Here is an 18,400-nt window from a genome sequence, read left to right on the forward strand (position 1 = left end):
GGCCGTCGCGGCCATCGAGGACAGTCGCGGGCCACCGATGTTCCCTTTCCCCATTCCACCCCGCGCACTGGGCCCCGTCCCAGTACGTTTACCTTGTATTCCGCGCCCCGCGCACTGCACCCCGCACGTTGCACCCCGCACGTTGCACCCCGCACACCCAGTACGTTTACCTCGCACCCCATGCCTCGCGCCTCGCACATCGCACTCTGCACTCTGCACCCCACGCCTCGCACTCCGCACGTTGCACTCTGCACTCTGCACCCCACGCCTCGCACTCCGCACGTTGCACTCTGCACTCTGCACCCCACGCCTCGCACTCCGCACGTTGCACTCTGCACTCTGCACCCCGCACTCTGCACCCCACGCACTCCGCGCCCCGCTTCATGTCTGGCTGGTTTCCTACGCTTGAGGGCTATGGGAAACAGCCAAGAACCGCAGGATTTCAGCAATTCCGTCATGCCTTCCAGCCTGACGCCCGTACACGTGGCCAAAGCCGCCGAAGCGCTGAGCTTGTACGACACAGCCTCGCATCAGGTCAGTCATTTCGTGCCACTCAAACCCGGCAAGGTGGGCATCTACGTTTGCGGCGCGACCGTGCAGTCTTCGCCGCATATCGGCCACATCCGCGCGGCCGTGGCGTTCGATGTCATTCGCCGCTGGTTCCTCAAGCTCGGCTATCAGGTCACGTTCGTCCGCAATGTGACCGATATCGACGACAAGATTCTTGACAAGGCCGCCGCAGCCGGCCAGCGTTGGTGGGCCCGTGCGTATTATTACGAGCGCGAGTTCACGCAGGCGTACAACACGCTGGGTGTGCTGCCGCCCACCGTAGAGCCTCGTGCCACCGGCCACATGTCGGATATGATCGACCTGATTCAACGCATCATCGACAACGGTCACGGCTACGTGGTGCTGGACGAGAACGGCAAGCCCACCGGCAACGTGTACTTCGACGTGGCGTCGTGGCCGCACTACGGCGAGTTGACCCACCAGAAGCAGACCGCCGAGGTGGATGAGGCCGCAGCCGTCGCCGACCGCATGGGCCCGTCCGTGGACGCCACCGGAGCCGACAAATACAATCCGGTCGACCCGGCCGATGCCTCCCCCGACAAGCATGACCCGCGTGACTTCGCCCTGTGGAAGGCCCCGAAGGATACTGATCCCGAAGACGCCCGCTGGTCCACGCCGTTCGGTGTCGGACGTCCGGGATGGCACATCGAATGCTCCGCCATGTCCCATCGCTATCTGGGCGACGGTTTCGACATCCACGGCGGCGGCCTCGATCTGCGATTCCCGCACCACGAAAACGAAATGGCGCAGACGCGCGCCGCCGGATACCCCTCCGCCGCACGGTGGATGCACTCCGCATGGGTGACCGCCAAGGGCGAGAAGATGTCGAAGTCCCTGGGCACCGGGCTGTCCGTACCATCTGTACTGGCCGAGCATTCCGCCTGGGTGGTGCGTTATGCCCTGGGTTCCGTGCAATACCGTTCGATGCTCGAATGGTCTGATCAGGCGCTGGTCGAGGCGCAGGCCGCGTATGACCGCGTATCGAACTTCATCGAGCGCGCCGGCGTGGTGTTGGGAGAGCAGCCTTCGTACGAGGAAATCACAGCAGTGCCCGCAGACGAGCTGCCGGCCAACTTCTTGGCCGCGATGAACGACGACATCAACGTCTCCGGCGCGACCGCCGCAATCTTCACCGCCATCCGTTCCGGCAATACGCTGCTGTCCAAGCTAGCCGACCGCGTAGATTCCGAGACGGCCAAGGCCGAAGTGCGTGAGGCTCTGGTTGCCGTACGAGCCATGCTGGATACCTTGGGGCTTGACCCGCTAGCCGAGCCGTGGGTTTCCGCTGGCGCCGCAGGAGGTGCTGGTGACTCCGCATCTGACTCTCCCGAGCATTCCGCACTGGAAGCGCTTATTTTCGAGCAGCTCAAGGCCCGGCAGGAAGCGCGCAAGACCCGCGACTTCGCCAAGGCCGATGCGATCCGCGACGCGCTTGGCGCGGCCGGCATCGCCATCGAAGACGGCCCGCAAGGTTCCACCTGGAGTCTGAAGTAATACCGTCTACGTTAGTATGCAGTGCCACGCTGGTGCAATAGCGCTTATTGTGCGCTGGCGTGGCATGCACTTGCGCCACGCCAGCGCATTTCAACCCCACTGCGCGCTGGCGTGGCGCATTTTACGGCGAAAACAGGGGTTCACGCATGTTCTCGAAGTGGCACGCCAGCGCAACATCGCCGGTTCTGCGCTGAAGTGGCACTGCTCGCCGACTGCACTGCTCGCCAACTGGCGTCAATCGAATACGAAATCAGTCGAATACAAAATCCACATCGACGATGTGCAGGCGCTGTTTGAGCGCCGCCTCCAGCGAGCGCTTGCGTTCCACGAGCTCGGCCACGTCGATGGTTTCGCCGGTGCCGGCCAGATACACGTCCACCGTGTAGTTCATGCCGGTTTTGAAGATCAGCGTCTGCTCATACTCAGTGTTGGACGGTAGGTGCTGCTGCGCCGCGGCCTCCACGAACGCGTTGGTCTCGTCATCGTCATGCACGCCGCCCACCAACTCCACAAACGCATCCTTGAGCACACCGAACGGCTCCTTGAAAGTCAGGGCCACCAGCGCCACGGTGATGAAGAAATCGCCGGTGTAGTGCAGGAAATCAAGTGGACCGCCAGTCGGCAGCACCATCAGGAACAGCGCCACCATGCCGATGCCGAACGACATCGCGCCGTCCACCAGCGTGCTTTTGCACTCGGCGGTGAGCATGGTGCTGGCATTGCGGATGGCACGGTTTTCACGGCGATAGTACAGGTAGAGACCGAAGCACATGAGCACCATCGCGATCTCATAGATCACCACCGGCCCGGTCGCGATGCGTTCGCCATCGCCGAATACGAAGTAGTCGTAAGCCACCTGGCACACGTCGATCAGCGAATACAGCAGCAACGACATGGTGAAGATGGCCTTGCAGATCGCGTAGATGGGTTCCAGCGCGAACATGCCGTTGGGGAATCGTTCGGTGGTGCGGACGGTCCGCGAGGAGAGATACACCGCCACCAGTCCGGAGAGCACGGATATCGCGGTGAATGAGAAATCAAGGAACAGCGCCTTGAGTCCGGTCATGAAGAACACGGCCATGCCGGCCGCGACCTGAATCAGATTGACGACGTTGCCGACGATCAGGGCTTTGCGTTCTATTGTCTTGTATTGGGGCATCGGTGGGCCTTCCATATTGCACGGCATGTCTGCGTTGGCCCGCTACTTCACTGGTCGGCTGGCGGGATTCTCCGGGAATCCGTTCGCGACTCGATTCGCGAGGGCGCACGGCAGTCTGCGTATAGGTGGTGTCCAAGGATTTTCAAACGGCGTAAGCATTCCAAAACCACTGGATTAATTGCCATTCCATAGTATCAGCAGGGAGGAATCGCAACGATTCTGCCATAATCCGGAAGGCACTGACGCAATGACGGGCATCCAGCAACAACATTGGCAAAATCGTTGCTACTGGAGGACAACGATTCTGCCGACGGCTGAGCCGGGTTGGCGGAATGACGCCACTCGCCCTGACACGATGGCAGAATCGTTGCCGCTCGGCCAGTCGGCGGACCGATGGCAGAATCGTTGCAGGCCGAATAGTCAGCCGGCTGACGGATGGCGACGGGCGGCAGAATCGTTGCCGCCCGCCCGTCCGTCCGACGGCAGAATCGGCCGCGCAGCGGAGAGTGCCGCAATTTCCCGCGTGGCGGCTAGACTGTTGCCCATTATGGCAGCTTTTTCATCGTTAACTGACAGGCTCTCGAATGCGTTCAAGCATCTGAAGAGCAAAGGCAAGCTTTCCGAAGCGGATATCGACGGCACGATCCGCGAGATCCGCCGCGCACTGCTCGACGCCGATGTGGCGCTCGACGTGGTGCGCTCCTTCACCGGCAAGGTGCGCGAGCGTGCGCTGGGCACCGAGGTGTCCGAAGCGCTGAACCCCGCGCAGCAGGTGGTGAAGATCGTGGACGAGGAGCTGACCGATGTGCTCGGTCAGGGCGTGGATCGTCCGCTGAACTTCGCCAAGAACCCGCCGACGATCATCATGCTCGCCGGCCTCCAGGGTGCCGGTAAGACCACGCTGGCAGGCAAGCTGGGCTATTGGTTGAAGGACTCCGGCCACACGCCGCTGCTGGTGGCGGCCGATCTGCAGCGCCCGAACGCCGTGACGCAGCTGCAGGTGGTCGGCGAGCGCGCCGGCGTACCGGTATATGCGCCAGAGAAGGGCGTGCAGTCCGATGGCGGCGAAGCGGTAGCCGCACCCGGTCAGACTTCCGGCGATCCGGTGAAGGTGGCACGCGACTCCATCGCCTTCGCCAAGCAGAAGCTGTATGACACGGTGATCATCGATACCGCAGGCCGTCTGGGCGTGGACGAGGAGCTGATGAAGCAGGCCCGCGACATCCGCGACGCCGTGCAGCCCAACGAGATCCTGTTCGTCATCGACGCGATGATCGGCCAGGATGCGGTCAAGACCGCCAAGGCCTTCGACGAAGGCGTGGACTTCACCGGCGTGGTGCTTTCCAAGCTGGATGGCGATGCCCGTGGCGGTGCCGCGCTTTCGGTGGCAAGTGTGACCGGCAAGCCGATCCTGTTCGCCTCCACCGGCGAAGGTCTGAAGGACTTCGAGGTCTTCCACCCGGATCGTATGGCATCGCGCATCCTCGATATGGGCGATATCATGACCCTCATCGAGCAGGCACAGAAGCAGTTCGACGAGGAGGAGGCACGCAAGGCCGCCGCCAAGATTTCGGAAGGCTCGTTCGGACTCGATGACTTCCTCGACCAGCTGCAGCAGGTGCGCAAGCTCGGTTCGATGAAGTCGCTGCTCGGCATGATTCCGGGTATGGCCCAGCATCGCAAGGAGCTGGAGCAGTTCGATGAAAGGGAGATCGACCGCACCGAGGCCATCATCCGTTCGATGACTCCGGCAGAGCGTCGCGATCCCTCGATCATCAACGGCTCCCGTCGCGCCCGCATCGCCTACGGCTCCGGTGTGACTGTCTCGCAGGTGAACGCTCTGCTGCAGCGTTTCGAGCAGGCCGCGAAGATGATGAAGCGCATGTCGAACCGTGGCGGCATGGGCGGCGGCATCCCCGGCTTCGGCGGCCCGTCGATGGGTGGCGGCAAGAAGAAGGGCAAGAACAAGAAGAAGGGCGGCAGGTCCGGCAATCCGATGAAGCGCGAGGCCGAGGAAAAGGCATTGCGCGACAAGCTCGCCGGCAAGGGCGGCAACGCCACCGGCGGCTCGGCGTTCGCCAAGAAGCCGCAGAATCCGGCCCTGCCCGCAGGGCTTGAGCAGATGATGGGCAACGCCGGAAACGACGGCGCGGAATTGCCGCCGAACCTCGGCGGTGGCCTCGGCGGACTGTTCGGTCGCTGATAGCCGCCGATCATCGGCAGCAATACGATGCGGCTCTCCTTCCGGGGAGAGCCGCTTTTTGTACTTCTGTATTTCAGTGCTTAAGGAGTTTGTCCATGACGACTACGTTTTTCGCTGTGGTTATCATTCTCGCATGGCTGTGGCTCGGCCTCTCCGCACTGCCCGCAGGGCTTGAAGCGCGCATGCCATTGCCGTACATGATCGCGCTGACGCCGTTTCTCTGGGTGCCGTTGATTGTGCTCGCCGGCGTGGCGGTATGGCAGCACGAATGGGGCGCGATGTGCTTGCTCATGGTCGCGGCCCTGATGACCAGCTCCCAGCGCATCAGCTACTGGGGTACCGGCCTCACCGCCGGCAAAAAGCGTGAAACACTGCGTGAAACATGGCGTGAAACATCGTATGAAACACTTCCGCCGCAGTTCGCAGTCATGACGCTGAACTGCCGATACGGGCGGGCGAACGCCGACGCCATTGTCACTGCGGTTCGCGAGCGCCGCATCGCCGTGCTCGCGCTGCAGGAGGTCACCGACGCACTCGTCGCCCGACTGGACAAAGCAGGCATCGGCGAACTGCTGCCCTACCGCCAATCCGGCAATCCCCAAGACACGGACAACGGCGGCTACAACATCATCCTTTCCCGCTATGAACCGGCCGCGGCCGTGCCGAGTGTGGTGGACATCCCCGCCGCCGACGTACCGGCCATCACACTCAGGCTGGCCGGCGAAAACGCACAGTCCAGTAAAACCGTCCAAGCAAACGACACAGTCGCAGACCAAACAGATACCGCAAGCACACAGCCCGAGCGCACGGTGACCTTCTGCTCGGCTCATCCGAAGTCGCCGATGCGCGGCTGTGCGGACTGGTCGGCGGGCATTCTGGGACTCGGAGCCATCGCGCGCGCCTCAGTCATCGGCGATCACAATATCGCCGTGGTTCTGGGCGACCTCAACTCCAGCACCGACCACCCCAGCTTCCGCGCGCTGCTCAAATCCGGATTCAAGGACGCGAGCCTGACACAGGCCGCCGGGCCGACGCTGACATTCCCCCGATGGATTCCCTGGCCGCGCATCGAATTGGACCATATCCTGTTCACACCCGGATTGAATCCGTCCGGAGTGCAGTCATTCGAAATACCGGACACCGACCATCTGGCGCTCACCGCGACGCTCGCGCTGCGTGAGTGCTAGCGCGATAGTCCAACGCGTGTCTCACGTCCTGGGCATGGGGCTATAATAACCCAGTTATTCACGCGCGCGTGGCGCCCTCTACACCCCGTGCCGTGAGGACACGTGGGTTCCGGCGAGCCGTGCCCCACACAGCACACTGAGAAACCACAAACCTAGTATTTACAAGGAGAGCCATTTTGGCAACCAAGATTCGTCTGAAGCGACAGGGCAAGAAGTTCTACGCCTTCTACCGCGTGGTGGTCGTTGATTCCCGCAAGAAGCGTGACGGCAAGGTTATCGAAGAGATCGGTATCTACAACCCGAACACCCAGCCCTCGACCATCCAGATCAAGTCTGACCGTGCTCAGTACTGGCTCGGCGTCGGCGCTCAGCCGTCCGAGCCCGTTGCCCACCTGCTGAAGATCACCGGCGACTGGCAGAAGTTCAAGGGCCTCGAAGGTGCCGAAGGCACCCTCAAGACCGTTGAAGCCGGCCCGGATGCCGAAGCTCGCGTCGAAGCCGTCGAGAACGAGGCCCAGAAGCTGAAGGCCGCCAAGTCCGAAGCCGAAGCTAAGGCCAAGGCAGAGGCTGAGGCCGCTGCCGCCGCCGAGGAAGCCCCGGCCGAGGATGCCGCTGAAGAAGCTCCGGCCGAAGCCTGAGATTTCGAGGAAGGCTGGCAATGCTCGCACAGGCTGTGGAACATCTCATCAAGAACATCGTTGATTTTCCCGACGATGTTTCTGTCAAGTCCTATGAGAATGCGCGCGGCGAACTGCTTCGTGTGCGTGTGAACCCGGAAGACATCGGCCGAGTGATCGGTCGTGGTGGCCGTACCGCCAACGCGATTCGCACGGTGATCCAGGCATTGTCCGATCACAAGGTGCGCGTCGACATCATGGACGTCCGCCGATAAGCGATAAGGATATTTCACAGCATGGCAGAGTACGACATGCACGACGACCCTCAGCAGCTCGAGTTGCTGAGGGTCGCTCGTATCGGACGCGCACAGGGCCTGAAGGGCGAAGTCAACGTGCGCATTTTCACCGACGACCCCGAGTGGCGATTCGAGCCGGATTCCGTTCTCTATGAGCAGGACGACGATGGCGAAACCGAATACGTCGTGGAGCGCTCCCGCACCGCGGGCGACCGGTGGATCATCAAGTTCGAGGGCGTCGATGACCGTACTGCGGCCGAGGCCTTGAACGGCGTGGAACTCTACGGCGAAGCCGATGACCCGGACGAAATGCTCGAGGCGGATGAATGGTATCCGAAGGATCTCATCGGTCTTGAGGCACGACTGGCTGACGGCAACGGGCTGAATCTGCCGGTCGGTCAGGTGGTGGGCACCGTGGTGGATGTGATTGACTCCCCCGCCCAGTCCCTGCTGAAGATTCGTCTGGCCGAGCCCGTGGTCACCGGGCAGAACTCCAAGGGCGAGGACGTGGTCGAGAAGACCGCGCTCGTACCGTTCGTGGAGGAACTGGTTCCCGACATCGATCTGGAGGAGCAGTACCTCACGCTCGACCCGCCCGGAGGCCTGATTCCGGGCCTGTAAGCCACGGCACACCTCAGCATGAATAATCCCCGAGCGTACGTTCGCCCGGGGATTATTCATGCCCATCTCAGTAAACGTACGCTGAGCGGGAGTCAGTGTACGTTTACTGAGATAACGCCGGAGACAGGCACCCGCAATGGACGCGTGCAATGCACGCTGATATGGACACCAACGCGCACAGATTTGCGTTTGCACTACGTAGCCACTAAGTTGTCATTCCGTCAACTATCGTTGTCCGATCAGAGAAGACCGGATTCCGATCGACGACACAGCACAGCACAACCGAATGCATGGGCAATGCGGCCCTAATCACGCCGGTTGCCTATGCCGGCCGACGATCACCCGCGCCCCGCTGAGAACATCAAGGAGGAACAGCCATGGCAGAACGCAAAGTCGCGCTGATTACCGGAGGCGCCATGGGACAAGGCAAGGCACACGCCCTGAAATTCGCGCAGAACGGCTTCGACGTAGTACTCGCGGACATGCAGGACCCCGAAAGCGACGCATTCCGCGCCACCGTACAGGAAATCGAAACCACCGGTGCCAAGGCACTGGCAATCAAGTGCGACATTACCAAGGATGAGGACATGTCCGCCCTGTTCACGCAGGCGTGGGATACGTTCGGCCGAATCGACGTGGTGGTGGCCAACGCCGGCGTCATCAATTTCGGCTACACCTGGGAGCTCACCGACGCCCAGGTGCAGAAGGTCATCGATGTCGACCTGATCGGCACTTGGCGCACCGACAAATACGCCGCGCTTTACATGCGCAAGCAGGGCTTCGGCCGCATCATCAACATCGCATCTACATCTGGCATGTACGGCACCCCGCAGCTCGCTACCTACTGCATGGCCAAGTGGGGCGTGCGCGGCCTGACCAAGACGCTCGCGCAGGAGCTCAAAGGTACCGGCATCGTGGTGAACACCGTCTGCCCCACCAAAGTCAAGACACCGATGTGTGAGACCGACAGCTATGTGCAGTTCATCAACGACCTGACCGGCAACCATTATCAGACCTGGCAGGAGATGTATGACTCTGTTCCGTTCCTCGATGTGGAGGATATTTCGGACATGGTGTACTGGCTCGGCACCAGTCGGGCAGCCGGCAAGTTCAGCGGACGCGATCTGGGCCTCGACCTCGGCACCCTCCAGCAGTAGGCCGGCAGGCAGCAAGCTGTACGGCACGAAATCCGACTCGGCCAGGCTTCGACTGCCCCAGCAACGGCACGTGTCTGGTTCCGCATCGATTTCGTTCCCGATTGAGGCGAAATCGAATCATCGGGAACGACCTTCCCAAGGCAAGCCATTCCCGAATCACCAGCACGATTGTCGTTTCATCATCGTTGTTTCATAATTGTCGTTCACAAGGATTCTTCGACCATGACCATCACCAAAGCAACCCGCTGGCGCGTGTTCGCCGGCGTCTGGATCCAAAGCCTGTTCACCTCGGCCACCGCGTTCTTCAGCCTGTTCGCGCTGCCCCTGACCACCCAGTTCGACTGGAGCAGCTCGGACTTCTCCATGGCCTACACCATCTACATGTTCGTGTACTGCGCAGTGGGCTTCCTCGGCGGACTACTGGCCGAAAAGCTCCAGCCGCGCGTGGCCATCTACATCGGTCTGGTGTTCTTCGCAGCCGGCTGGTTCCTCACCGGCTTCGCCTCCTCGATTCCGCAGCTGTACCTGTTCTACGGCATCCTTGCCGGCGCCGGCGCCGGCACCATCTATCCGGCCTGCCTGCCCACCGCGCTGAAGTGGTTCCCAGACAAGGCCGGCTCGATTTCCGGTCTGGTGCAGGCCGGCGCTTCCTGTGGCCCGTTCATCATGTCGCCGATCGCCCAGTGGCTTATCGACACCTATGGCGCGCAATCCGCCTGCAAGATTCTGGCAGTGATCTTCCTGATCGGTGTAGGCGCGGTGGCATGGATGATCGTGCCCTGCCCGGAAGGATGGACTCCGGAAGGATGGACGCCCAGCAAGGAGCAGGCCAAGGATCTCAATACCAAGAACTACAACATTCCGCAGATGGTGAAGACTCCGGTGTTCTGGGTGATGCTGCTCATGTTCATCTTCGCCAATGCCGCCGGCACGATGATGGTCAGCGCCACCTCCCCCATCGCGCAGAAGCAGATCGGCCAGACTGCCATGACCGCCGCCTTGTGCGTGAGCATCATGACGCTGGCCAACATGTGCGGACGCATCGGCTTCGGCTTCATCTACGACCGACTCAAAGGCTGGAATTCGCTGGTATTGGTGCTGGTGCTGAACGGTCTGTCGATGGTGATGCTCACGATGGCGCACACGCTGCCGTACTTCATCCTGTGCATCTGCCTGGTGGGCTTCTCGTTCGGAGGCCTTCTGGTGGTGTTCGCGCCGATTGTCAAGAACGTGTTCGGCTCGCGCTTCTACAATCGCAATTATGGTCTGATCTTCATCGGCTATGGCATCGGTGCGTTCGTCGGCCCGAAGATCAGCGCCAGCTTCTATGACTCGACCGGTTCTTATGTAGCCGGTTACATCGGTTCCGCGATTCTGGCCGCGGCCGCCATCGGACTGGTGTTCGCCGCCCGTTATCTGGTCGGCAGGATGCAGGCCCGTGACGCCGCCGAAATCGCAACGGACGTGCACTGAGCCGGCGTCTGGGCCGGCGGTCATAGCCACAGTCGCCCTTTTTCTCAGTAAACGTACGCTGAGCGGGAGTCAGTGTACGTTTGGTGAGGTAGTACGGTGAGCAGCCAGACGGGAACACACTAGAGGGGAACACGGCGCTGCGTTGACCTGCCACTATCCGCCGCATATCTACGTCGGAATGCCGCAGATATGCGGCAGGTCAGCATACAGCTGCGGCGTTGGTGACGCGGGCCATGAACCGGTCGAGGAATGCCGGCACGTCCACGCCGAGGGCGACCTGCGTGTGCTTGTCGGGGTCCTGAAGGCGCGACCGATCGCCGATGGTACGCCCGCGGAACGGCCCATCCACGTCCACCTGAAGGTTGAAGCCGAACGTCGTCACCAGGCTCGGGTCGAGCGCTGCGGCGACAGCCAGCGGGTCGTGCAGTCCGCAGCCGTGAATCTCCGGCTGATTCCTGAGATAGAAATCAATGTAATAGTCGGTCATGGTGACGAGGAAGTCGCCGGCCGGAGTGCCGAGATCAGCCCATTGATGAGCCTTCTCACGAGTGAGCGCAGTCTGGTGGGTCACGTCGAGGCCAATCATCGTGGTGCGAGCACCGCACTTGAACAGGTAATCGGCAGCCTCGGGATCTTGGGAGATGTTCGCTTCGGCAGCGGGGCTGACGTTGCCGGGCAACGTCAGCGACCCGCCCATGAACGTCACGTTCGCGCCGCAATCCCGCACATCCGGCGCATTGCGGAACACGGTGGCCATCGTGGTCATCGCGCCCGTGGGTATAACGATCAAATCCGGCCCGTACTTACGCATCGCATCGACGATGAATCCGACCGCGGAACCTTTCGGCTCCGGTTCCCTCGGCGAATCGGGAATCACCGCGCCACCGATGCCATTGGGATGATGAACCGCCACCGAACCGGCGCTGGGAGCCCATACTGCATCTCGCGGCCAGCCTCCCCTACCGCCATCGCGCCAGTCGGCATATGCCTGATCGATCGGCGGCACGGCGTCATCTGCGGCAGCGGCAACTATAGCTGGGTCTGCGATGTTGTGCACAATATTGACGGGCGCTATCGGATGGTCCACGCCCGGATACACCGGCACGTCGTCGCGGCCGAACAGGTGGAGCACGGCCAGCGCATTGCGTGCGGCAAGCGGCACCGCGACATTGCCATACGTGGCGGTGATACCTATGAGGTCCGCCTCGTCGGCGCTTCCCAAGGCATATGCGATGGCCATGGCGTCATCGATGCCGGTGTCAAGGTCAAGAATCAGCTTCTTGCGCATGACGCTCCTTCCGGAAAAACCGCTGTATGTTGTAAAAAGCTCTCACTGTCATCAGCTCAACGAAAGCTTTTGCGATCTAGTGATCTGCCTCGTTATTAATTTCGGTTTCGCGTCTCTCCCTCAGTCAGCTACGCTGACAGCCCGTCCTGCAAGTATGGACGCGCTACGCGCGCAGCCTGCTGGCTCGCACGTTGTCGGCAATAATGCTCAGCCAAGCTTGGCGAGTTCTTCCGGGCTGAGCTCGAGCTGGTCGGCCTTGAGGGAGTCGAGGATGGTTTCCGGACGGTGGGCGCCGGGGATCACGAACATATGGTCGCCCTTGGCGAGCTCCCAGGCCAGCACCACGCGCTGGTAGCTCACGCCGTGGGCTGAGGCCACCTCGCGGAACGGGTCGAACTTGGACTCGTCGTAGGGGTGACGGTAGCCGCCGAGCGGGCTCCAGCACACGAACGCCAGTCCCAGCTTGGCGCAGTAGTCGAGCGTGTCCTGCGTATCGAGATGAATCGGCGAGTACTGGTTCTGCACAGCCACGAGCTTGTCGCCGAGGATGGAACGCGCGATGTCGATCTGCTCGATCGAAGCGTTGGATACGCCGGCCACACGGGCCACGCCCTCGTCCACCAGCTGCTTCAGAGCCTCGATGGACTCGTTGTACGGCACTTCGGGATCATGACGGTGCAGATACAGCAAATCGATGGTGTCGACGCCGAGCGCCAGCGCGGACTGCTTGCCGTATTCGATGAGATGCTCCGGCTTGCCGTCGCGGGGCCACAGCGGCTCTCCGTTCTCGCCCCAGACGCGGCGCAGGCCGATCTTAGTGGCCACGGTGACCTCGTTTTTCGGTCCCTTCCACGTGGCCAGCGCCTCACGGACCAGCTTCTCACCGGTCTGCTCCTCCTCGCCGGGCGTGTAGTAGGCCCAAGCTGTGTCGATGTGGCGGCAGCCTGCGTCGAGCGAGGCGTGCAGGGTTTCGATGCCGACATCATGGCCGCGATTGTTTTCGATGGTCAGCGGCATCTCGCCGTGGCCGATGGCGGTGGTGGAAAATGGACCGAGGTTACGGAACAGTGCCATGATGGCTCCTTTGCGATTCGTGTATCGAATTGATTATCCTCTTGTCTTCAAGACTAGGCATTTGTCTGGATTTCGTCGCAATGTGCCCTCTGCAATACGGCAGCACAGCAGCACAGCAACGCGGCAAAGCACCGTATCCGCGCATCACGGTCAGCGGCCGCCGAAGGAACCGCCGCCGGAACCGCCTGAGGAACCGCCGAAGCCGCCGCCGGAGAAGCTGCCGCCGGAACCGCCGAAACTCGACCCGCCGCCGGAATCGGAGGATGGCATGGCCGCTTGGATGGTGGAGGTGATGTCACCCAGTCCGGAAGACAGCTGCGTGCCTAGATCGGAGAAATCGGGGGCGTACGAGTTTCCGCCGAACAACGAACCAGCACCGAAGCCGGCAGAACCAGCGGAACCGGCACCATAGCCGCCGCCATAATAGCGCTCATCCCACATATGCGAACGATACGACCAGTACAGCACCGAATCGGAGGCGTTGTCGTCAAGCCAACGCGGGTCGTTGACCTGCGGATACGCCTTGGCGAATTCCGCGGCCACGCGGTCGCTGATGCCGAACGCCGCGGCATACACCATATACCAATCCCACAGGGCGAGGTCGGCGGCGCCACGATCGCTGAAATCGGAGAAGTCCTCCATATACCGCTTCAGGCCCAGCACGCGGCCGGCGTACCCCTGTCCACGCTTGGTCAGCTCCTGCATCGAGCCTGAGGTGGCGCAGAAGATACCCATCGCGAACACCGGCAGTCCAAGAATCAGGCCGACCGCAGCATACCCGATGATCAGGTTGGCGAGCATGATGGCGAATCCATCGACCGCCGCCAAAGTGCCGGCGAGAATCCACTGCCAGCCGCGGGCGCGGGAGACGTCGAGCATCGTATATTCGATGTCACAGGCACCGGTAAACTTGCCGAGTTCGATATACCCGTCTTCCCAGTCCTCGCATGCTGCCTTCATCTGATTGAAGTCGAACACCGGACTGCCCACGCGCTTGGAGATCACGACAAGCAGCTTGAGCAGCGCGTTCTCTGAGTCGCTCAGACCGAACTGAGCCTTGTTCGGCGTCTGATCGATGGCCTCGGGCATGATCACGATGGTGCTGGTGGTTTTGACCAGCTGACGATTGACCGCACCACGGTCGATCATGTGACTTACGCCCAGGGCCGTGGCGCGGCTCATGTCGATGCCACGGTACATCTCCGCAGGACCGGGATAGATCGTAATGGCCTTCTTGACGGCGAGCGCAAGCATCGTGGCCGTGAGCTGCCGGTTGCTGCGGGAGCGACGCCCCTGCTCCATCACATCGAGGAGGCGGGCGGCCGAGGCGGGGCTGATGCCGGGCTTGTCACGCCAGTATTCGACCGGGCCGTGGTATTGGGCGTTCCGGTTGCTGATAATCGAGGCGTACAGGCCCCAAATCACCAAGGCAATGCCGAGTGTGACGCTGATGATCCAGAACGTGAGCCTTGCGACGGCGGCATTGTGCTGTCTGTCGCGCCACTGCTGCTCCTGCCTTGTCTCGTCCGCCTTGAGCGCATCAAGATGATCGCCGGGCAACGTGCGCGCAATGCCGCTCGTAGTAGGAGCGGAGGTCCAGGCGGCCACCACATCCAGATAATCGCCAGACCTGATGTTGTATGCCTTGAACGTCAGGCCACCGTCCGCGGCACGGCTGGTTTCCGACGTGCGTTCGGTGTGCAGCCAACCCCAGGACGTGTTCTTGGTGATGCCTTCCGGGAAGTGCACGGTGCCGCTGACCACGCCGATCGGCACCTGATTCGACTTGCCGAACGGCTCCCACTGGAACGCGGCGATGTCATCCCATTGGGTCGCCACATCGTGCATGGTGAAGTGCACATCGAACTTCAGACTGTCCGCCGATTCGGTGACGGGGATATTCCATCCGATTTCCACGGTTTTGCTGTAGTCGGACACCTGGCCAGGCGTCAGCCCGTCCTCGCCCGGAACGTATGCCCGCGGATTGTTGCCGCCCGCGTCCACGTCGGCGATGTACCAGTGATTGGCATAATCGGAGTCCCATACCGAATCCGGCACGTCGCTGGGTACCTTGGGCTCGCTCTGCTGGGCGTAGCGGGTTCCGGTGGTGACGTTGGTGACGCTGATGTCCGTGATGTCGGTGAGATTGTCCGCGCGCAAAGTGTACTGCTGGTACAGCTGTTTCCACGGTTTGACATTGTCGTCGCCGTCGGCGCGCTTGCGCAGCTTCATATCGATGTGCTGCGTGACCTCAAGATCGCCATCGCCGGTGACGTTCACGTCATAGTCGAGCGAGCGGTAGCTCAGGTCGGCGAGGCTGCTGGTGCCCGCGGGAATCAATACGAACGAACCGAAGATGAACGCCATCAGCACTGTGAAAAGCACAGTGGCGATGGCGGCGCGAATCATCCGCTTGCGCATCAGAACCTGACCTGCGGCGCTTGCCGGGAAGCGTCATCCGTTTGGAAGTACTGCGCCTGCTCGAAATGGAACAGTCCGGCGATGATGTTCGTCGGCACGGTCTCGATGGCGGTGTTGAGCTTCAGCACCACATCGTTGTAGAACTGGCGCGCGTATGCGATCTTGTTCTCAAGTTCCTTGAGCTGCCCCTGCAGATCCAGGAAGTTCTGGTTGGCCTGCAATTGCGGGTATGCCTCGGCGGTGGCCTGCAGGTTCAGCAGCGCACGGGAGAGCGCGTTCTCGGCATCGGCGCGCTGCGCGGCAGTCGCATTCGGATCGCCGGCGGCCACCACGGCACCGGCGCGGGCGGCGGTCACCTGGGTGAGCACCGCGGACTCATGCCCCGCGTATCCCTTCACCGTCTCCACCAGGTTGGGAATCAGATCCGCGCGCTGCTTCAGCTGTACGTCGATCTGCGCCCAACCGTTCTTCACGCGGTTTTTCAGTGTGACGAGATTGTTGTATGCGCTGACCGCCCAACCAATCAGTGCGATGATCAGGATGACGACGACAATGCCGACAATAGTACCCGGATTCATGATTTCCCCGCCCTTCTCGCGATCGCGGCATCGGTGAGGACAGTCTGCGACGCTCCTCACTGTGCGCCGCACCGGCAGCCGCCGGCGCGATTGCTGTGTTCCAGTTTCATTCTTCCATAGCATCGGGCGAAACGCGAGCATCGCATCGCTGCGGCATGCGTACGAAGCCGCGCAGTCGAGTTCAGGAAGCATCCAGCAAAGTCACAGGGCAGCATCATCGACCTTGCGCGCAACAGTAAGTCCTGGCGCAGCTGGCAATCATGCTCGCCGCCGATAGTTGGGGGCAGAGGTTCCGCGCCGGCGAACGGATCAGGTCCGTCCGACCGAGCGGAATCGCACGAAACAACACACCATTACATGCTGCGCAACGCAGATCCATGATCTGCCGAATACCATCATGCCCGGCCGATTGCGTTTTGGGATTTCCGCCGGGATTGCTGAGGTACGACATGCAGCATCAGCTCAAGGACACGACATGTTTGTATTGAACAACGCCTGGAAAACCGTGATACGGAACAAGGGGCGCAATATTCTGATCGTGCTGATCGTGGCGATCATCGCCGCGGCGGCCACCATCGGACTCGCGATCCGGAGCGCCGCCGACAACGCGCGCGAAACCGGGCTGGCGAACACGTCGGTGACCGCCACCATCAGCGTGGACCGCAGCAAACTCATGGAGCAGGCGCGTGAGGCGAGTTCGTCCGATTCGTCAGGCGATTCCTCCTCCGACACCGCGGCGCCTGACTTCGATTCGATGCGCAGCGCTCTGGAGGACAGCAGCCTAACTCTGGCGGATTACCAGAAGTATGAGAAGGCGTCCAGCGTGCCGGTCAGCTCCTATTATTCCGAAAGCACCGGGGTCTCCGGCACCGATTCCTTCCAGCCTGTGGAGTCCAGCAGCGCGAACGCCGCGAATTCCTCGGATTCCACTGGCTCCTCAGATGCGGACGCCGGCAACGGACAGGGCATGCAGGCTCCTGACGGCGGGCAGAACATGGGCGGACGCGGCGACGGCCCAGGCAATATGATGACCTCCGGAGACTTCACGCTGACCGGCTTCTCCTCCGACGCCGCCATCGCCAACGCCGCAAACGGTTCGTTCACGATGTCGTCCGGCTCGGTGTTCGGTTACGACGAGTCGGACAACGGCAAGGTCATCATCTCCAAGACCCTGGCCGACTTCAACAATCTCTCGGTGGGCGACACCATCACCGTCACCAACCCGAGCGACACCTCGCTGACCTATACGCTGACCATCTGCGGCATCTACGAGAACTCCACCTCCAGCAACACCAATGCGATGGGACCGATGGGCGGCACCTCGCAGGACGCCGACAACGCCATCTACACGTCGGTCTCCACACTGCAATCGCTCGGTCTTGATGCCGATACCACCGCGAACGACGACAACGACAATACGACCACCCAGCTCAATTACACCTACGCGCTCTCCAGCGCCGACGACTACGAGACCTTCGCCTCCGATGTCGCTGCCGCGGGACTCGACGACACATACACCGTGCAATCCGCCGATGTGGAGCAGTACGAATCCAGCCTTGTGCCGCTCGACAATCTGGCGAAGTTCGCGCTGACGCTGCTCATCGTGGTGTTAGCGGTGGGCGCGGTGGTGCTCGTGGTGCTCAACCTGTTCAACATCCGCGAGCGCAAGTATGAGGTCGGCGTGCTGACCGCCATCGGCGTGAAAAAAGCCAAGGTGGCGGCGCAGTTCGTCATCGAGCTGCTCATTGTCACGATGTGCGGCATCGCGCTGGGCGTGGCCGGCGGTGCAGTGGCGTCCGTGCCGGTGTCGAACCAGCTGCTCGCCTCGCAGGTGTCGGCGCAAGAGTCCGAGGCCTCCAGCCAGCAGCAGCAATTCGGGCGTGCGGCCGACATGGGCGGCGGACCTGGCGGGGCGGCGGGGTCTTCGCCGTCGACCGGGGCGAGCAATGGCTCTGATTCCTCGGATTCCGATTCCACTTCGGACAATGGCAACATTTCGTCCGGCAGTACTGCCAATTCGCGCGATGCTCGGTCCGGCGGACCGTTCGGCATGAATCGCGCAGTCGATTACGTCAGCGAGATCAACGCCACGGTGAATCTTGCGGTGGTGGGTCAACTGATCCTCATCGGACTCGGACTCACTTTGATTTCCGCGCTGGTCGGCATCGTGTTCGTCATGCGCTACGAACCGCTGCAGATTCTCGCCGACCGCTCGTAGCCGGTGCCGCGGCTGCGCATGCAACGTGCACGTGCCGCCGCTCC

Annotated in this window: 14 protein-coding genes; 9 read left to right on the forward strand and 5 right to left on the reverse strand. The window is 61.7% G+C overall.

The window, feature by feature from the left end; translation table 11 throughout:
- The first annotated feature begins 414 nt into the window (after nt 1-414).
- The gene (gene cysS / locus BW09_RS08690; RefSeq protein WP_140463347.1) at nt 415-2,064 is read left to right on the forward strand and encodes a cysteine--tRNA ligase; all 1,650 of its coding nucleotides are present in this window, start codon (nt 415-417) and stop codon (nt 2,062-2,064) included.
- A gap of 250 nt (nt 2,065-2,314) precedes the next feature.
- On the opposite strand, the gene BW09_RS08695 is transcribed toward cysS, so the two are convergent.
- Nucleotides 2,315-3,223: a cation transporter gene (locus BW09_RS08695; protein ID WP_044089600.1), complete on the reverse strand. Its 909-nt coding sequence runs from the start codon at nt 3,221-3,223 to the stop codon at nt 2,315-2,317.
- A gap of 547 nt (nt 3,224-3,770) precedes the next feature.
- Here BW09_RS08695 and ffh point away from each other — a divergent pair.
- The 7 genes from ffh to BW09_RS08730 all read left to right on the forward strand — a co-directional run bounded on the left by ffh (nt 3,771) and on the right by BW09_RS08730 (nt 10,777).
- The gene (ffh, locus tag BW09_RS08700; RefSeq protein WP_181161806.1) at nt 3,771-5,426 is read left to right on the forward strand and encodes a signal recognition particle protein; all 1,656 of its coding nucleotides are present in this window, start codon (nt 3,771-3,773) and stop codon (nt 5,424-5,426) included.
- Between the two features lie 95 nt (nt 5,427-5,521).
- Nucleotides 5,522-6,613, forward strand: coding sequence for an endonuclease/exonuclease/phosphatase family protein (locus BW09_RS08705; RefSeq protein WP_044089602.1), 1,092 nt, complete (start codon nt 5,522-5,524; stop codon nt 6,611-6,613).
- 176 nt (nt 6,614-6,789) lie between these two features.
- Entirely contained in the window at nt 6,790-7,251 is a 462-nt protein-coding gene (gene rpsP / locus BW09_RS08710; RefSeq protein ID WP_044089604.1) for a 30S ribosomal protein S16, read from the forward strand.
- Nucleotides 7,252-7,271: 20 nt separating this feature from the next.
- Nucleotides 7,272-7,505 (forward strand): RNA-binding protein, encoded by a 234-nt coding sequence (locus BW09_RS08715; protein ID WP_044089605.1) that lies wholly within the window; start codon nt 7,272-7,274, stop codon nt 7,503-7,505.
- 21 nt (nt 7,506-7,526) lie between these two features.
- The gene (rimM, locus tag BW09_RS08720) at nt 7,527-8,147 is read left to right on the forward strand and encodes a ribosome maturation factor RimM (protein WP_044089606.1); all 621 of its coding nucleotides are present in this window, start codon (nt 7,527-7,529) and stop codon (nt 8,145-8,147) included.
- Nucleotides 8,148-8,524: 377 nt separating this feature from the next.
- Nucleotides 8,525-9,304 carry an SDR family NAD(P)-dependent oxidoreductase gene (locus BW09_RS08725; RefSeq protein ID WP_044089608.1) on the forward strand — a complete coding sequence of 260 codons (780 nt, stop codon included), beginning with the start codon at nt 8,525-8,527 and terminating at the stop codon, nt 9,302-9,304.
- Between the two features lie 222 nt (nt 9,305-9,526).
- Nucleotides 9,527-10,777, forward strand: coding sequence for an OFA family MFS transporter (locus BW09_RS08730; protein WP_044089609.1), 1,251 nt, complete (start codon nt 9,527-9,529; stop codon nt 10,775-10,777).
- A gap of 199 nt (nt 10,778-10,976) precedes the next feature.
- Here the strand turns inward: BW09_RS08730 and BW09_RS08735 are convergent, their stop codons facing one another.
- The 4 genes from BW09_RS08735 to BW09_RS08750 form a co-directional block, all read right to left on the reverse strand.
- Complete coding sequence (locus BW09_RS08735) at nt 10,977-12,065, reverse strand: nucleoside hydrolase (RefSeq protein ID WP_140463348.1); 1,089 nt, start codon at nt 12,063-12,065, stop codon at nt 10,977-10,979.
- 207 nt (nt 12,066-12,272) lie between these two features.
- Nucleotides 12,273-13,139, reverse strand: coding sequence for an aldo/keto reductase (locus BW09_RS08740; RefSeq protein WP_044089612.1), 867 nt, complete (start codon nt 13,137-13,139; stop codon nt 12,273-12,275).
- A 150-nt stretch (nt 13,140-13,289) separates the two neighbouring features.
- Nucleotides 13,290-15,560 (reverse strand): DUF2207 domain-containing protein, encoded by a 2,271-nt coding sequence (locus BW09_RS08745; protein ID WP_044089613.1) that lies wholly within the window; start codon nt 15,558-15,560, stop codon nt 13,290-13,292.
- Nucleotides 15,560-16,138, reverse strand: coding sequence for a LemA family protein (locus tag BW09_RS08750; protein WP_044089614.1), 579 nt, complete (start codon nt 16,136-16,138; stop codon nt 15,560-15,562). Before BW09_RS08750 ends, BW09_RS08745 begins: the two co-directional genes overlap by 1 nt.
- 475 nt (nt 16,139-16,613) lie before the next feature.
- Between BW09_RS08750 and BW09_RS08755 the strand changes: the two genes are divergently transcribed.
- A complete protein-coding gene (locus BW09_RS08755; protein WP_044089615.1) occupies nt 16,614-18,356 on the forward strand; it encodes an ABC transporter permease in 1,743 nt (580 codons plus the stop codon).
- The last annotated feature ends 44 nt before the right edge of the window (nt 18,357-18,400 follow it).

Source organism: Bifidobacterium sp. UTCIF-1, from assembly GCF_006408915.1.
Taxonomy (GTDB): Bacteria; Actinomycetota; Actinomycetes; order Actinomycetales; family Bifidobacteriaceae; genus Bifidobacterium; species Bifidobacterium reuteri.

What these genes read in the sequence shown, in the direction of transcription:
- cysS (WP_140463347.1), top strand. Translation starts at nt 415, where the DNA reads ATGGGAAACAGCCAAGAACCGCAGGATTTCAGCAATTCCGTCATGCCT.
- BW09_RS08745 (WP_044089613.1), bottom strand. Translation starts at nt 15,560, where the DNA reads ATGCGCAAGCGGATGATTCGCGCCGCCATCGCCACTGTGCTTTTCACA.
- BW09_RS08750 (WP_044089614.1), bottom strand. Translation starts at nt 16,138, where the DNA reads ATGAATCCGGGTACTATTGTCGGCATTGTCGTCGTCATCCTGATCATC.
- BW09_RS08725 (WP_044089608.1), top strand. Translation starts at nt 8,525, where the DNA reads ATGGCAGAACGCAAAGTCGCGCTGATTACCGGAGGCGCCATGGGACAA.
- BW09_RS08695 (WP_044089600.1), bottom strand. Translation starts at nt 3,223, where the DNA reads ATGCCCCAATACAAGACAATAGAACGCAAAGCCCTGATCGTCGGCAAC.
- BW09_RS08715 (WP_044089605.1), top strand. Translation starts at nt 7,272, where the DNA reads ATGCTCGCACAGGCTGTGGAACATCTCATCAAGAACATCGTTGATTTT.
- rimM (WP_044089606.1), top strand. Translation starts at nt 7,527, where the DNA reads ATGGCAGAGTACGACATGCACGACGACCCTCAGCAGCTCGAGTTGCTG.
- BW09_RS08755 (WP_044089615.1), top strand. Translation starts at nt 16,614, where the DNA reads ATGTTTGTATTGAACAACGCCTGGAAAACCGTGATACGGAACAAGGGG.
- BW09_RS08705 (WP_044089602.1), top strand. Translation starts at nt 5,522, where the DNA reads ATGACGACTACGTTTTTCGCTGTGGTTATCATTCTCGCATGGCTGTGG.
- BW09_RS08730 (WP_044089609.1), top strand. Translation starts at nt 9,527, where the DNA reads ATGACCATCACCAAAGCAACCCGCTGGCGCGTGTTCGCCGGCGTCTGG.
- ffh (WP_181161806.1), top strand. Translation starts at nt 3,771, where the DNA reads ATGGCAGCTTTTTCATCGTTAACTGACAGGCTCTCGAATGCGTTCAAG.
- BW09_RS08740 (WP_044089612.1), bottom strand. Translation starts at nt 13,139, where the DNA reads ATGGCACTGTTCCGTAACCTCGGTCCATTTTCCACCACCGCCATCGGC.
- BW09_RS08735 (WP_140463348.1), bottom strand. Translation starts at nt 12,065, where the DNA reads ATGCGCAAGAAGCTGATTCTTGACCTTGACACCGGCATCGATGACGCC.